Source organism: Arenimonas sp. (assembly GCF_044348765.1).
GTDB lineage: Bacteria > Pseudomonadota > Gammaproteobacteria > Xanthomonadales > Xanthomonadaceae > Arenimonas.
The window spans coordinates 1-15,243 of the sequence record NZ_JBIKSE010000037.1 but is presented as its reverse complement, the minus strand read 5'-3'; the positions used below and the strand labels follow the sequence as shown (position 1 = coordinate 15,243).

Genomic DNA, 15,243 nt, shown 5'->3' with positions numbered 1-15,243 from the left:
CGTGCTGCTGCAGGCAGCCAGCAGCGCCAAGGACAGAAAGAAGACGAATCGGGACATGCGCCGGAGTGTAGCATGCAGGCGAGCGACGGCATTTCCCCAAGCGGTCGGCACCGGCGTAAAATACAGCTTCCATTCATCCAGAATCCTGCCATGAGCACCGATAGCCCGCCCGACCGCCTTGCCCTCGACAACCGCAGCCCGTATTTCAACGAGGCCGCGCTCGACCGCGGCATCGGCGTCCGTTTCAAAGGCGTGGAATACACCAATGTCGCCGAGTACTGCGTATCGGAAGGTTGGATTCGGCTGCCGGTCGGCAAATCACTCGACCGCCGCGGCAACGCCATGACCTTCAAACACATCGGCCCGGTGGAAGTCTGGTATCTGACCTGAGCCTGATCGGTTGCTAAAAAATACCGCCCTTCCGGGCGGTATTTTTTCTGTGCGTGCTTTTATTTCTGTTTATCTATCCACTGTTGGACACGGCGTTCAAGCAGGGCCATCGGCATGCTGCCGCCGGTCAACACCACGTCATGAAAGGCCTTCAAATCGAATTTCGGGCCGAGCTGCTTTTTGGCGTTGTCGCGCAGTTCGAGAATTTTATTCATGCCGACCTTGTAGGCCAGCGCCTGTCCGGGCATCACCAGATAGCGTTCGATTTCAGCAACGACGTCGGTTTCCGGCATGCCGGTTTTTTCCAGCATGTAGGCAATGGCCTGCTCGCGGGTCCAGCGCTTTTCATGCATGCCGGTATCGACCACCAGACGCACGGCTCGGAACATTTCCGCCTGCAGACGGCCGAGGTTATCGAGCGGCGCTTTTTGGAAGCCGGCCTCCCAGGCCAGACGTTCGGAATACAGGGCCCAGCCTTCGGCATAGGCTGTAAAGGGCAGCACCTTGCGGAAAATCGGCACGCCGGACAGTTCCTGCTGGATGGCGATCTGGAAATGGTGGCCGGGAATGCCTTCATGATAGGCCAGCGTGCGCATTCCGAATTTGGCGACTTCACCGGTGTTGCGCAGGTTGATGTAGAAAACGCCGGGCCGCGAACCGTCGAACGCCGGCGGGTTGTAGTAGGCGCCTGGCGCAGTGGCTTCACGGAATGCCGGAACGCGTTCGACCTTGACGCCGGTTTTCGGACGCACGTTGAAATACGGCGTCAATCCCTTGTCGATGTCGTCAATGATGGTTTGGAAATCATCAATGATCTGCTGACGGCCGGCATCGGTATTGGCATAAAGCTGGTCGGGGCGCTTGGAGATGCCCTGCACGCGCGCGCCGACCGAACCGAGGGTCAGGCCTTCCGCCTGCAGGATGATTTCCATTTCCGCTTCAATCCGCGCCACTTCGGAAAGACCGAGCTGGTGCACTTCATCCGGCGTCATGTCGGTGGTGGTATGCATCTTTACGGCATAGGCATAAAACGCCTTGCCATCCGGCAGGGCCCAGACCCCGTGATTGCCCGTGGTTTTCGGCAGCAACTGTTCATAATAGGCAATGAATTTGCCATACGCCGGATACACTTTGTCACGGATGGCGACTTCGGTTTCCGCCAGTATGGCTTTGCGCTGATCGGCGCTGATGGCTTTTTCTCCGGCCTTGTCGATTTTTTCGACCAATGAGGTATACAGGATGTTCTTGGCCGGCTCGGCCGCCACGAACGCGCGCATTTCCTTCAGCACTTTTTCCACAACGAAGGTCGGCGGCGTGATGTTCTCGCGTTCGCGGACCTGCAGTCCTTCCATGACCTGCGCAACCATGACCGGGGCCTTGCCCAGTCGTGCAAGATAGTCTTCCGCTTCGGCCGGCGAATCTACCGGGTGCTGCGTGGCCATGAAGGTCGGAAATTCATTCTGGATGCCGAAAAGCTGGTTCAGCGGGTAATTGTGGTGTGCGTACTTCTCGCCCTCGGCCTGCAGGGCCAGGAAATATTCGAGCATGTCGTAATTCAGGGCGTCAGCCTCGTTCATGCCGGCACGGTCGTATCGGCGCAGCGTTTCCAGATCGGCGCGCAGTTTTTCCTGCAGTTTCTTTTCCTGAGCCAGGCTCTGGTCGGTCAAATCGTCGCTGTACCAATCCATCCAGCTGGGCAGCATGCGCATCGAGCTCATCATCTGCGGATCCTGGAAACCGTACTCGATGAATACCCGGTCATAGAACCAGTTCGGCTTGATGGGCTTGAACCAAATGCTGTGAATCAGCAACAAAGCCACGGCGGCGAGCAGCAGCAGGAATAGACGGAAAACCCAGCGGAATGCGGTGCGCATGATATGTCCTCGGAAGCAAAGACCCATCCTAGCTTCAGCCCCCGCAACTGTAAAGGCGTATTAGATGCCGAAGGAGTGCAGCAGATAGTATTCAGACACCGCGGTGTTTGCCGCGATAGGGTGCATACCAGGCCTTGATGGCGGCGATGTCGGCGGCCATGTCATCGCTGAGATGGAACACCCGGCCGACGCCGATGGTTTTGCTCGGATAATCGAAGTACACGCACACCACCGGCACATCGGCTTTTTTCGCGATTTTCCAGAACCCGGTCTTCCACTGCGTGACCGCACGGCGAGTACCCTCGGGTGCGAGCACGAACCACATGCGCTCCGCCGCAATCATCTGCTTGGCAACCTGGTCGGCGATGCCACCGGGATTGGCCCGGTTGACTGGAATGCCGCCGAGCCACTTGAGCAGACCGCCCTGCGGCCAGAAAAAAACTTCCTGTTTGCCCATGAACACGATATGCAGATCCATTGCGATTTTCGCAATGAGGCCGTAGATGGCATCCCAGGCCGAAGAATGCGGAGCCACGACCACGACCATTTTTTCCAGGTCCGGCCATTTCCCAGCCATTTTCCAGCCGCTGATGGACAACAGGCGATTGGCCAGCCGCCGCAACCAGAGCGGTGTGCTGGCGAGCGGGGCATTCGGGGGCAAGGGCAGTACGTTCGACATCAATCCTCGTTGGCGCCTGGAGTCTGGCGCTGCAGCTTGAGTGTGCCATGTGCCCGCTTGTTTTCCAAGCGCCGGCGCTGTGAGGCTCGCGTGGGTTTCGTGGCCACACGCGGCTTGGGCGGCTCCAGTGCCGAACGCACCAACGCAACCAGACGCTGGCGGGCGTCGTCGCGGTTCTGTTCCTGACTGCGGAAACGCTGGGCCTGGATGATGATTTCGCCGGATTCGGTGATGCGTTGGTCGCGCTTCTTGGCTAGGCGCTGCTTGACCGCCTCCGGCAAGGCGGCACAACTCCAAATGAAAAAACGCAGCTCGATGGCGGTAGAAACTTTGTTGACGTTCTGTCCGCCTGGACCACTCGAGCGGATGGCGCGTTCAAGCACATCCTGCTCGGGAATGATGATGCGGTCGTTGACGGCAATCATTCAAGCTCCGGGATACGGAAGAACGCACGCGCCGTGGCGGTGCTGGCAGCAGCGGTCTGTTCCGGCATTTCGCCACGGTCACGCGCCAGCTCCTCGACGATGTGTTTCAGATACATCGGCTCGTTTCGACGGTGCGAGGGCATCGGCTGAACAGTGCGCGGCAGCAGATACGGCGCATCGGTTTCGATCATCAGACGGTCGGCCGGAATGTTCTTCACGATCTCGCGCAAGTGCTCACCGCGACGTTCATCACACAGCCAACCGGTGATGCCGATATAGAAGTCGGCATCCAGGCAATCGAACAGCTCTTCGCGCGTGCCGGTGAAACAATGCACCACGGCAGGGCCGATGCGGCCTTCGAACTCCTTCATCACGCCCATGAAGTCGGCATGGGCATCCCGCTGGTGCAGAAATAGCGGCTTGCCGAGTTCGGCCGCCAGCTGAAGCTGCTGTTCGAATGCGCGGCGTTGCGCCGGGCGCGGGGCCAGATCACGGAAATAATCCAGACCGCACTCACCCACCGCCAGCACCTCCGGATGCGCATGCAGAGCGCGCAGTTCGGCCAGACCCTCGGCAGTGACTTCCAGCGCATGATGCGGATGTACACCCGCGGTGGCATATAAATATCCGGGATGCGCCTGTGCCAGCGCCAGCGCTTTCGGCGAGCCCTCGCGGGAAGCGCCGGTCACCACCATCTGCGAAATACCGGTCGCACGCGCACGCGTCATCACCGCGTCTAGATCGTGGTCGAAGCTTTCATGGCCGAGATTGGCGCCGATATCGATCAATTCCATACCGCTATTGTACCGTTATGAGCCCGCGGCAGACGGCGTGCCGAGCGCATACAATAGCCGAATGTCCGATTTTCCCATCCAGTCCCTGCTGCCGGATATTCTCGATGCGTTGGCGAAACACCCGCGCTTGGTGCTGGAAGCGCCGCCCGGTGCTGGTAAAACTACGCAGGTACCCTTGGCTCTGCTGGCTGCGCCCTGGCGCGAGGGCCGGAAAATCCTGATGCTGGAACCTCGGCGCGTGGCGGCACGCGCAGCCGCCGGCTTCATGGCCCAACAGCAGGGTGAACCGGTCGGACAGAGTGTCGGCTATCGTATCCGCTTCGAATCCAAGGTTTCGGCCGCTACTGAGGTTGAAGTGCTGACCGAAGGCCTGCTGACACGCCGCATCCAGGATGATCCGTTGCTGGAGGACGTGGCCGCAATCATATTCGATGAGTTCCACGAGCGTCATCTGGCCGGTGATCTCGGTCTTGCCATGGCGTGCGACATCCAGCAGCAACTAAGGCCGGATCTGCGTCTCCTGATAATGTCGGCCACACTCGATGGCGAGCGCCTCGCCAAACAGCTCGATGCCCCATGCCTGAGCAGCGAAGGCCGCAGTTTTTCGGTTGACGTCACGCATTTACCGACGCGCAAGGACGAGCCCTTGATTGCACAATGCCGGCGTGCGGTCGAGCTGGCGCTTCAGCAGCACCCTGGCGATGTGCTGGTGTTCCTGCCTGGCCAGCATGAAATCCAGCGCTTGCAGGATGCGCTGACGCCTTTGGTATCGGCACAGCTGGAAGTACTGGCATTGCATGGCAATCTGCCGGTAGAACAGCAGAGCCGTGTCTTGCAGCCAGCTGGCAAAGGTATCCGGCGCGTGGTAGTGGCCAGCAATGTTGCCGAATCCAGCGTAACGCTGCCAGGCGTACGTGTTGTCATCGACTCGGGTTTGGCGCGCGAACCGCGCTTTGATCCAAGCTCGGGCTTCAGCCGGTTACAGACCGTGAGCATTTCACAGGCCTCGGCCGATCAACGCAGCGGCCGTGCCGGTCGCGTCAGCAGCGGATGGTGTTATCGGCTGTGGCCGGCCTCGCAACGACTGGAACCGATGCGGCGCGCCGAAATACAGCACAGTGAATTGAGCAGTCTTGCCCTGGAGTTGGCAGCCTGGGGTGGCGAGACGCTGCCGTTCATAGATCCGCCGCCAATCGGCACTTTGCAGGCAGCGCGTGATTTGTTGCTTGCACTTGGAGCGCTCGATAGCGAGCGGCGCATTACCGCGCTGGGCCGGCGCATGCTCGGTCTGGGCACGCACCCACGGATGGCGGCAATGCTACTCGCCGTACATGACGACACCGAAAAAGCACTGGCTTGTGATCTGGCCGCGCTGATTGAAGCGCGGGATCCCTTGATCGGCGGACGCCGCGATGATTGGCAGGCACGCTGGTTGGCCTTGGTCGATCTGCGGGCGCGCCGCGCGCCGCACGCCGCCAGTAATAGCGGTCTGAAATTGATCGATGCCGCGGCTGCGCAATGGCGGCGCCGATTGCGTTGTGAAACACTCCCGCCGGACTCGGTGCCGGCACATGCGCTCGGTGATGTGTTACTGCATGCCTTCCCCGACCGCATCGGCAAGCAGCATGAGAGTGAGCCCCTGCGCTATCAGCTGTCGGGCGGACGCATGGCACGACTGCATCCGGACAGCACGCTCTACGGCGAGCCATGGTTGTGTGCCAGTGAATTGAAGTTTGAGGCCAAGGAGGCGTTGATTCTGCGGGCGGCACCGATTGACCAACACCGTCTCGAACAGGATTTTCCCGAGCGCTTCCTCAGCTCTGAAATCGTGCGCTGGGATGAGCGCAGCAACGCGTTGGTCGCCCGCCGCGAACGTCGTTTCGACCAGATTCTGCTGTCCAGCCAATCCGGCGGTAAAGTCGATCCCGAGCAGGCCACCGCCGCGCTATGCGCCCTGGTGCGCCAAAAGGGCCTGGACATCCTGCCCTGGACCGAGAAAGCGCAGCAGTTCCGCCTGCGGGTCTGCCGCCTGCGCGAATGGCTGCCGGAACTGGCATTGCCGGATTTATCGGAACCGGCGCTATTGGCGACGCTGGAAGCTTGGCTGCAACCGACGCTGCGCGGCAAATCGCGCCTGGACAGTCTGGATGCGGCGGCACTGGGCGATGCACTGTTCGGGCTTTTCGACTGGAACACGCGCCAGCAGATCGACCGGCTGGCGCCGACATCACTGAAAGTGCCGTCCGGCATCGAACGCACGATGGCCTATGCCGAAGACGGTCCGCCGGTATTGGCAGTCAAACTGCAGGAACTGTTCGGTCTGGCCGAATCGCCACGCATTGCCGATGGCCGGGTGACGGTGATGCTGCATCTGCTTTCCCCGGGCGGCAAGCCGCTGCAGATCACCCAGGATCTGAAGAATTTCTGGAACAGCACCTATGCGGAAGTGCGCAAGGAAATGAAGGGCCGCTATCCGCGGCATCCGTGGCCGGAAGATCCATGGAATGCGCCGGCCACGCACAGGGCCAAGCCGCGGGGAACCTGAGCCATTGTCGGCGCCGAGCGACTGCTTGAGTTCAACTCATCCGGTCTCACTGCGCCACTGCCCCGGCGCCAAGCCATCGAGACGGTGCGGACCCACCGAGATGCGCACCAAGCGCAGGCAGGGCAGACCAACCGCGGCACACATACGGCGCACCTGACGGTTGCGGCCCTCCTTGATGGTCAGTTCCAGCCAGGATTCCGGCACAGTCTTGCGGTAGCGCACCGGGGGCTCGCGTGGCCACAGCCAATCGGGCGCCTTTTCAAGCAGGCGTGTGGTGGCCGGCTGGGTCAGGCCATCATTGAGCTCAAGCCCGGCACGCAGGCGGGCGAGATGGCTTTCATCTGCCGCCCCTTCGGCTTGCACCAGATAAGTTTTTGGCCATTTGAATTTCGGCGAGGAAATCTGCGCGATGCGGGCGCCGTCATCGGATAGCAACAGCAGGCCTTCGGAATCGATGTCGAGCCGGCCGGCGGCGTAAACCTCTTTCGGCAATCCAAAACCTGCCAAGGTCGGTCTCGGCGGCATGCTCTGATCGGTGAATTGAGTCAGCACGCCGTAAGGCTTGTTGAAAGCGATTAACATAGCCCAGTGTAACCGTAAAAAGAACCCGCACGCCGATGATTTCCGCCCCGCCTCTGAAACGCCTGCAACGCTTTGCCACCCCTTACCGAGGCGCCATCCGCCGTGGCGTGATTTATTCGGTGCTGAACAAAGCCTTCGACGTATTACCGGAAATCCTGATCGGAGTCGCGGTCGATGTGGTGGTCAACCAGCGCGATTCGTTTCTGGCCCGGCTTGGCATCGCCGATCCGATGCAGCAACTCTGGCTGCTGGTCGGCCTCACGGTAGTGGTCTGGGTTTGCGAATCACTGTTCGAATACCTGCACCAATTAGTCTGGCGCAACCTCGCACAGAATCTGCAGCATGATCTTCGCCTTGAGGCCTATACGCATATCCAGCGACTACCGCCAGGCTTCGTCCAAGAAGAACGTTCCGGCCGGTTGATGGCGGCAATGAATGAAGACGTCAACCAGATCGAACGCTTTCTTAATACCGGCGCCAATGATCTGATCCAGGTGTTGGTGTCTTCGCTGTTGGTCGGTGCCGTTTTCTTTACGCTGACCGCAAGCACCGCCGTACTGGCGCTACTGCCGATTCCGCTGATTCTATTCGGCACCTTCTGGTTTCAGAAGCGTCTGTATCCGCGCTATGCCGCGGCGCGCGAAGCCGCAGCTGGCGTGTCCAGCCGGCTCGCCAACAATCTGCAAGGCATGAGCACCATCCAGGCATATACCGCCGAGGATTTCGAACGCGAGCATCTACGGGCGGCAAGCGACGGCTTCCGTGATCACAACCGCGAGGCTATCCGCTATTCGGCGGCAATTACGCCGGTCATTCGCATGGCGATTCTGGCCGGCTTCGTGATGACCCTGCTGTATGGTGGATCGCTCGTGCTTAAAGGGGGGCTCGGAGTCGGCAGTTATTCGGCCCTGGTGTATCTGACCCAGCGCCTGTTGTGGCCGATGACGCGGCTGGCCGATATGACCGATCTGTATCAACGCGCGATGGCCTCGGTGGACCGCGTCATGGACTTGTTGGACATCACTGCGCCCGCAGACGGGGATTTAGCGCCACGACATCCCGTGTCCGGATCCCTGCAATTCGATAATGTGGGGTTCGCCTATGGCGCCACGCCGGTCCTGCGCGGCGTCAGTCTGTCGGTTCCGGCCGGCGCCACCATTGCGCTAGTCGGCGGCACCGGCAGCGGCAAAAGCACACTGATTAAACTGGCGCTCGGTTTCATTGAAGCGCAATCCGGTGAAATCCGTTTCGACGGCGAGAATCTGCGCATGCTGTCGAAATCCTCATTGCGCGCCGCCATCGGTTACGTCGCCCAGGAACCGTTCCTGACCGACGGCTCTGTGGCGGAAAACATCGCGTACGGACAGCTTCCGGATCCGGAACGGGTGCGCGAGGCGGCGATCGCTGCCGAAGCGCATGGCTTCATCAGCGCACTAACGAACGGCTACGACAGTCCGGTCGGTGAACGCGGCAGTCTGCTGTCCGGCGGCCAACGCCAACGCATCGCGCTGGCCCGTGCCCTGTACAAAAATCCGGCCCTGCTGATTCTGGACGAGGCGACCTCGGCGGTGGATAACGAAACCGAAGCCGCCATTCAGCGCTCGCTGACGCGGCTCAACCATAGCCGGTCCTGCCTGATCGTGGCGCACCGGCTGTCGACCGTGCGTTTTGCCGATTGCATCCATGTGCTTGAAAACGGGTGCATCGTCGAGTCCGGTACGCATGATGAGCTGCTCAAACAAAGCGCCGCTTACGCGGCGCTTTGGAAACTGCAGACCGGCGAAACCGTTTAGGGTTTCACGAAGCGCAGGGTCATACGGTCGCTTTCACCGATGGCTTGGTATGTGGCGCGGTCCGTGTCGCCCTGGCCGTAGGTCGGCGGCAGAGTCCAGACGCCGCCCGGATAATCCTTGGTGTCGTTCGGGTTGGCGTTCACTTCGCTGCGGGCATCCAGCTTGAACCCGGCCTGGGTCGCCAATGCAATGACTTGCGCTTCGGAAACGTATCCGGACCTGTCATCATCGGCCACGTCCTTGGCGGCGCGGTGCTCGACCACGCCGAGCGTGCCGCCTTTTTTCAGCACCGCGAAGAAGCCGGCGAACATGTCTTCGGCCTGCTTGGCCATGCGCCAGTTGTGCACGTTGCGGAAAGTCAGCACGGCATCGGCCGAACCGGGCGCGCCGAATACCGGCTTGGCCGGATTGAATTCGAGCAGCGTCGCTTTACCGTAAATCTCCGGCTTGGCCGCGAACTTCTGGCGCAGCGCCTGGTTCTGTTTGGCGTTATAGGCTTTCGAGCTTTCCTTTTCGATCACGGCCGGATTGGTGACTGCACCGGTGTAGCTGCCGTGTTTGGTGGCGTACGGCACAAGGATTTCGGAATACCAGCCGCCGCCCGGCGAGATTTCGATCACCTTGCTGTGCGGAGTGATGCCGAAGAACGTCAGGGTTTCCAGCGGATGGCGGTATTGATCACGGGCCGTGTTTTTCGGATCGCGCCAATCGCCTTTGAGGATTTCCTGCAGCATCTCGCGGTGATGCGCCGCCATTTTTTCCGGGCTCATGTTTTTTTCATGATCCATGCCGTGCTTGTCCGCAGCGGCGCCGCTGTGGTCATGTTGGGCGAATGCGGCAGCGGATGCCAACACGCCGATAGCGGCAAACAAATGGTACGGCTTCATGAAAAATCCCCTTGGTTGACGGTAGGGCAACAGTCTAACGAATTTCGCTGCCGTCCGTCAGGGCTGCGGCGGATGCCGTTTGCCGCCGGTAAAGATTTCATTGGCTTTCTGGAACAGTGCAACGGCGCGGACTTGTTCCGCGCTTTAACCATGCAACTTTCTCCCTTCGGACAGCCTAGGGGGCCCGCCTCACTGGTTCACAGGCTGGCGCCAGGCTCCAGCACAGGGCTTCGGGCAGGGCGGTGCGCCAGGCCGCTTCGTTATGCCCGGCCTCGGTGGCGGCGGCAAACTGCAGTGCGGCCGCGGCCGGCAATGTGGTCTTCCAGCGCGCGGCCATGGCTTCGGCATCGGACAGCATGCCGTCGCCCTCGGAGCCGCCGACATAAATGTACACGCGCTGTCCGGGTTGCAAGGGAGTGTTTGCAGTCTCTTGGGCAATGGCGGGGGAAAACCAGTAACTGGGCGAAAACACTAAAGCGCCGCCGAATACCTCGGGGTGGCGCATCACGGCCGCATGCGCCATCAATCCGCCCATGGAGCTACCTGCAATGACGGTGGCGGCGGCCTCCGGCTGCGTCCGGTAGCGTGCATCCACCGCCGGCTTCACCGTGCCGATGAGATCGGCCAGATAGGCTTCACCCTTGGCGGGTGCGAACTCGGGGTTGGACCACACACTGAGTTCCTGCATGCGTGCTTCGCCGCCATGGTCGATGGCCACGGCAATCACCGCCAGGCGATGTTTTTCATACAAGCCGTCGAGCACTTCATCGGCGCCCCATTCGCCGGCATAGCTGGTCGCGGCATCGAAGACATTCTGTCCGTCCATGAAGTACACCACCGGATAGCGGCAGTCCTTGCAGTCGGCATAACCCGGCGGCAAATAGACCCGCACGCTGCGATCCACGCCAAGCGTCGGCAATGCCAAACCAAAGGTTTCAAAGCGCGGCAGAGCGGCCACCGATGCGGCGCGCGGCGGCGCATCCGGCGTCTGCTGGCGCATGAACATAAAGGCAACGGCTGCAGTGATCAAGGCGCCGGCCAATAGGCCGACAAGGATGTAGCGCAAGGCGATGGATTTCATGGCTAGGGTTAGAGCGCGGCCAAAACCGCATTCAAGGTAGCGCTGGGGCGCAGTGCTGTCGCCATTTTTGCCGCATCCGGACGGTAATAACCGCCGATATCGACCGCCTTGCCTTGCACAGCAAGGAGTTCGGCAACGATTTGGGCTTCATTCTCGGTTAAATTTTTAGCCAGCAGGGTGAACCGCGACTTCAGCGACGCATCGGCGTCCTGCGCCGCCAGTGCCTGGGCCCAATACAGAGCGAGGTAGAAATGGCTGCCGCGGTTGTCGATGGTACCGAGCTTGCGGCCCGGCGATTTGTCGGTGTCGAGGAAGCGGCCGTTGGCGATGTCCAGTGCCTCCGCCAGAACGCGCGCACGGGCATTGCCGGTGGTTTCAGCCAAATGTTCGAGCGAGGCTGCTAAGGCCAGGAACTCGCCAAGCGAATCCCAGCGCAGATAGTTTTCGGCGGTGAACTGCTGCACGTGTTTCGGCGCCGAGCCGCCGGCACCGGTTTCGAACAGGCCGCCGCCGGCCATCAGCGGCACAATCGACAGCATCTTGGCACTGGTGCCCAGCTCCATAATTGGAAACAGATCTGTCAGATAATCGCGCAGCACGTTGCCGGTCACCGAAATGGTGTCCAGGCCCTGGCGGGTGCGCGCCAGCGTGTGGCGCATGGCATCCACCGGCGCCAGAATTCGCAGATCGAGTTCGGCGGTGTCGTGCTCTTTCAGATAACACTCAACCAAGGTGATGAGATTGCGGTCGTGCGGACGGGCGGCATCCAGCCAGAATACCGCCGGGGTGTTGCTCAGACGCGCGCGGTTAACCGCCAGCTTGACCCAATCGCGCACCGGTGCGTCCTTGGTCTGGCACATGCGCCAGATGTCACCGGCCTCGACCGCGTGCTGCATCAGCACTTCGCCTTCGGCATCGAGCACGCGCACCACGCCATCGGCTGCAATCTGGAAGGTTTTGTTGTGCGAGCCGTATTCTTCGGCGGCCTGCGCCATCAGGCCCACGTTCGGCACCGAGCCCATGCTGGCTGGATCGAATGCGCCGTTGGCTTTGCAGTCGTCGATGACGACCTGGTAGATGCCGGCATAGCAGCGGTCGGGAATGACCGCCTTGGCGTCCTGCAGTTTGCCTTCGGCATTCCACATGCCGCCGCTATCACGGATCATCGCCGGCATGGAGGCATCGACGATGACGTCGCTCGGCACATGCAGGTTGGTGATGCCTTTGTCGGAATTGACCATGGCCACGCCCGGGCGCACGGCGTACTGCGCGGCCAGGTCGGCTTCGATTTCGGCACGTACGGCTTCCGGCAATTGCGGCAGGCGCGCGACCAGATCGCCGATGCCGTTGTTGGCATCGAATCCGGCCTCGTCCAGCACCGCCGCATGCTTGGCCAGCACATCGGCGTAGAAGCGTTTAACTACAATGCCGAACATAATTGGATCGGACACCTTCATCATGGTCGCTTTCAGGTGCAGTGAAAACAGCACATTTTGGCTACGGGCATCGGCGATCTGTTCATCGATGAAGGCCGCCAAGGCTTTGGCGCGCATCACCGAAGCGTCGAGCAGTTCGCCGACACCGACCTTGAGATCGCGTTTGAGCAGGACGCGCTGGCCGTCGTTGCCGGTGAACTCGATGACGACATTGCCGGCCTGGCTGATCTGCACCGATTGCTCGCTGCCGTAGAAGTCGCCATCAGCCATATGCGCCACGTGCGTTTTGGAATCGGAACGCCAAACGCCCATTTTGTGCGGATGCTTGCGTGCGTAGTTCTTCACCGACTGCGGCGCGCGCCGGTCGGAGTTGCCTTCGCGCAGCACCGGATTGACCGCGCTGCCCATGACCCGGGCGTAACGCGCCTTGATGTCCTTTTCCTCGTCGCTGCGCGCTTCTTCCGGAAAATCCGGCAGCGCATAGCCCTGGTCCTGCAGTTCGGCGATGGCGGCTTTGAGCTGCGGCACCGAAGCGCTGATGTTGGGCAGTTTGATGATGTTGGCTTCCGGCTGGGTCGCCAGCTGTCCGAGCTCGGCCAGATCGTCGGCAATGCGCTGATTTTCCGGCAGGCGGTCAGTGAACTGGGCGATGATGCGGCCGGCCAAGGAGATGTCGCGGGTTTCCACGGCCACGCCGGCGGCGGCGGTGAACGCGCTGACGATCGGCAAAAAGGACTGGGTGGCCAGGAACGGGGCTTCGTCGGTCAGCGTGTAGATGATTTTGGAGGTGTCGGACATGGTTTCGGCGTCTCGTTATGCGGGCGGCATCGGCACGGATTGCTTGTGCGCCCTACCGAGCCGGGGTTCATGAAGTGAACTTATTGTCCTTGATTTCGGCAGTTTTGGGAAATGACGGAATGCACCGTGCGCACTCACTTCCCGATGCAGAAACTGGAAAAAATCCGGCCGAGCAAGGCGTCGGCGTCCATGTGTCCGGTAATCGAACCAATGGCGTTATGCGCCAGGCGCAGTTCTTCCGCGGCCAGTTCGGCCTGGGCTTGATTGCACAATGCCGTGGCGGCCGCCAGATGCGCTGCGGCCAGATCCAAGGCTTCGATATGACGTGCTCGGGCGCTGAAACTGCCGGTCCCGCTTTCGCCGAAACCGGCGGCCTGCGCCAGCTCATGACGCAGCGCATCCAAGCCTTCGCCGCTCTTGGCCGACAACCACAGATGCACGCCGTCATCGCGTTGTTCTCGGCCGATAGCATGCCCAGTCAAGTCCGATTTATTGTGCAGCCAGAGTACGCGGGCGTTGCCGGCCTGCAGGGCTTCATTCAGGGTGTTGGCCGAATCGTTGCTGTCATCAAGCACGGCCAGCACCAGATCGGCTTTGGCCAATTCGCCGCGGGCGCGGCGGATGCCTTCGGCTTCCACGGTTTCCGATGTTTCGCGCAGCCCGGCGGTGTCCACCAACGTCAACCACAGGCCGCCGACCTGGATGGTTTCACGTAACACATCGCGGGTGGTGCCGGCGATGTCGGTGACGATGGCGCGGTCTTCGCCGGCCAGGGCGTTGAGCAAGGACGACTTGCCGGCGTTGGGCGCACCGACAATGACCACATGCAGACCGTCCATCAGGCGCTTGCCCTGCTCGGCCTCGGCACGCAGCTGGGCTAAATCCGTCTTGCAGCGTTCGAGCAGATTGCAGATTTCAGGTGCGGCCAGAAAATCGATTTCCTCATCGGGGAAATCCAGTGCCGCTTCCACGTACACGCGGGCATGCACCAGCTGTTCGGCCACAGCATGGCAACGCTGCGAGAACACGCCGTCGAGCGATCGCCGGGCCGCGCGCGCCGCCGTTTCCGACTGCGCGGCGATCAGGTCGGCCACAGCTTCGGCCTGGGCCAGATCAAGTTTGTCGTTGAGGAAGGCGCGTTCGGTGAACTCGCCGGGCCGTGCATCACGCGCGCCGAGCCGGCGGCATTCACGCAGAATGGCATTGAGCAGGGACGGATTGCCGTGCGCCTGCAATTCCAGAACGTCTTCACCGGTATAGGAATGCGGGCCCTGGAAAAAAATCAGCAGGGCGTCATCGAGTACCTCGCCGTCGCCATCGCGCAGATGCGCGTGCAGTGCATGGCGCGGCTTCAAGCTTTGTCCGCACAGACGTTCGCCGATGGCGCGCGCCTCCGGCCCGGATACCCGGACGATGCCGACGCCGGCCGGACCGAAGGCGGTGGCGAGCGCGGCGATGGTATCGGTCGGGGCCGTCATCGCACGCGCCGGTTTATTTTGCCGGCGCGGGATGGTGGCCGTGCGTGCCGTATTTCTTGGTCATCCACCACTGCTGCGCCAGGCCAAGCAGGCCGTTGGTCACCCAGTACAGCACCAGGCCGGATGGGAAGAAGGCCATCATCACGCCGAAGATCAAGGGCATGAAGGTCATCATCTTCTTCTGCAGTGGATCCATGCCTGGCATCGGCGTCAGCTTCTGGGTCAGGAACATGACGATCAGATTCAGTGCCGGCAGGATGAAATACGGATCGGCATCGGTCAGGTTCTGGATCCAGCCGATCCACGGCGCTTGCCGCAATTCGACTGATTCCACCAGCACCCAGTAGAGCGCCAAGAAAATCGGGATCGGAATCAGCATCGGCAGACAGCCGGCGGCCGGATTGATTTTTTCCTTCTTATACAGCTCCATCTGCGCGACCGCGAATTTCTGGCGGTCGTCGCCGTAGCGTTCTTTCAACGC

At 61.1% G+C, this 15,243-nt stretch carries 13 protein-coding genes; 3 read left to right on the top strand and 10 right to left on the bottom strand.

All coding sequences use genetic code 11. The features are described 5' to 3' along the window. Positions 1–390 (top strand): DUF3297 family protein (locus ACIQ0Q_RS06940; protein WP_395772215.1); only part of this gene is annotated, 390 nt, incomplete at its 5' end. Between the two features lie 59 nt (positions 391–449). On the opposite strand, the gene ACIQ0Q_RS06935 is transcribed toward ACIQ0Q_RS06940, so the two are convergent. The 4 genes from ACIQ0Q_RS06935 to ACIQ0Q_RS06920 all read right to left on the bottom strand — a co-directional run bounded on the left by ACIQ0Q_RS06935 (position 450) and on the right by ACIQ0Q_RS06920 (position 4,162). Continuing rightward, on the bottom strand, positions 450–2,264 hold the full coding sequence (locus ACIQ0Q_RS06935) for a DUF885 domain-containing protein (protein WP_395772214.1): 1,815 nt from the start codon (positions 2,262–2,264) through the stop codon (positions 450–452). Positions 2,265–2,355: 91 nt separating this feature from the next. Then, a complete protein-coding gene (locus tag ACIQ0Q_RS06930; RefSeq protein WP_395772213.1) occupies positions 2,356–2,943 on the bottom strand; it encodes a 1-acyl-sn-glycerol-3-phosphate acyltransferase in 588 nt (195 codons plus the stop codon). Beyond that, complete coding sequence (arfB, locus tag ACIQ0Q_RS06925) at positions 2,943–3,368, bottom strand: alternative ribosome rescue aminoacyl-tRNA hydrolase ArfB (protein WP_395772212.1); 426 nt, start codon at positions 3,366–3,368, stop codon at positions 2,943–2,945. Before arfB ends, ACIQ0Q_RS06930 begins: the two co-directional genes overlap by 1 nt. Continuing rightward, complete coding sequence (locus tag ACIQ0Q_RS06920; protein WP_395772211.1) at positions 3,365–4,162, bottom strand: TatD family hydrolase; 798 nt, start codon at positions 4,160–4,162, stop codon at positions 3,365–3,367. Before ACIQ0Q_RS06920 ends, arfB begins: the two co-directional genes overlap by 4 nt. Positions 4,163–4,223: 61 nt before the next feature. Between ACIQ0Q_RS06920 and hrpB the strand changes: the two genes are divergently transcribed. Then, the gene (gene hrpB / locus ACIQ0Q_RS06915) at positions 4,224–6,707 is read left to right on the top strand and encodes an ATP-dependent helicase HrpB (RefSeq protein ID WP_395772210.1); all 2,484 of its coding nucleotides are present in this window, start codon (positions 4,224–4,226) and stop codon (positions 6,705–6,707) included. Positions 6,708–6,743: 36 nt separating this feature from the next. On the opposite strand, the gene ACIQ0Q_RS06910 is transcribed toward hrpB, so the two are convergent. After that, a complete protein-coding gene (locus ACIQ0Q_RS06910) occupies positions 6,744–7,289 on the bottom strand; it encodes a pseudouridine synthase (RefSeq protein ID WP_395772209.1) in 546 nt (181 codons plus the stop codon). Between the two features lie 35 nt (positions 7,290–7,324). On the opposite strand from ACIQ0Q_RS06910, the gene ACIQ0Q_RS06905 reads away from it, so the two are divergent. Further along, entirely contained in the window at positions 7,325–9,082 is a 1,758-nt protein-coding gene (locus ACIQ0Q_RS06905) for an ABC transporter ATP-binding protein (RefSeq protein ID WP_395772208.1), read from the top strand. Here ACIQ0Q_RS06905 and ACIQ0Q_RS06900 read toward each other — a convergent pair. The 5 genes from ACIQ0Q_RS06900 to yidC all read right to left on the bottom strand — a co-directional run. Next, positions 9,079–9,870, bottom strand: coding sequence for a class I SAM-dependent methyltransferase (locus ACIQ0Q_RS06900; RefSeq protein WP_395772216.1), 792 nt, complete (start codon positions 9,868–9,870; stop codon positions 9,079–9,081). The genes ACIQ0Q_RS06905 and ACIQ0Q_RS06900 overlap by 4 nt on opposite strands. Positions 9,871–10,144: 274 nt before the next feature. Then, the gene (locus tag ACIQ0Q_RS06895) at positions 10,145–11,050 is read right to left on the bottom strand and encodes an alpha/beta hydrolase (RefSeq protein ID WP_395772207.1); all 906 of its coding nucleotides are present in this window, start codon (positions 11,048–11,050) and stop codon (positions 10,145–10,147) included. A gap of 8 nt (positions 11,051–11,058) precedes the next feature. Next, a complete protein-coding gene (locus ACIQ0Q_RS06890) occupies positions 11,059–13,284 on the bottom strand; it encodes an NADP-dependent isocitrate dehydrogenase (RefSeq protein WP_395772206.1) in 2,226 nt (741 codons plus the stop codon). A 134-nt stretch (positions 13,285–13,418) separates the two neighbouring features. Further along, the gene (mnmE, locus tag ACIQ0Q_RS06885; protein ID WP_395772205.1) at positions 13,419–14,762 is read right to left on the bottom strand and encodes a tRNA uridine-5-carboxymethylaminomethyl(34) synthesis GTPase MnmE; all 1,344 of its coding nucleotides are present in this window, start codon (positions 14,760–14,762) and stop codon (positions 13,419–13,421) included. 13 nt (positions 14,763–14,775) lie between these two features. Then, on the bottom strand, positions 14,776–15,243 hold a 468-nt coding region (gene yidC / locus ACIQ0Q_RS06880), incomplete at its 5' end, for a membrane protein insertase YidC (protein ID WP_395772204.1).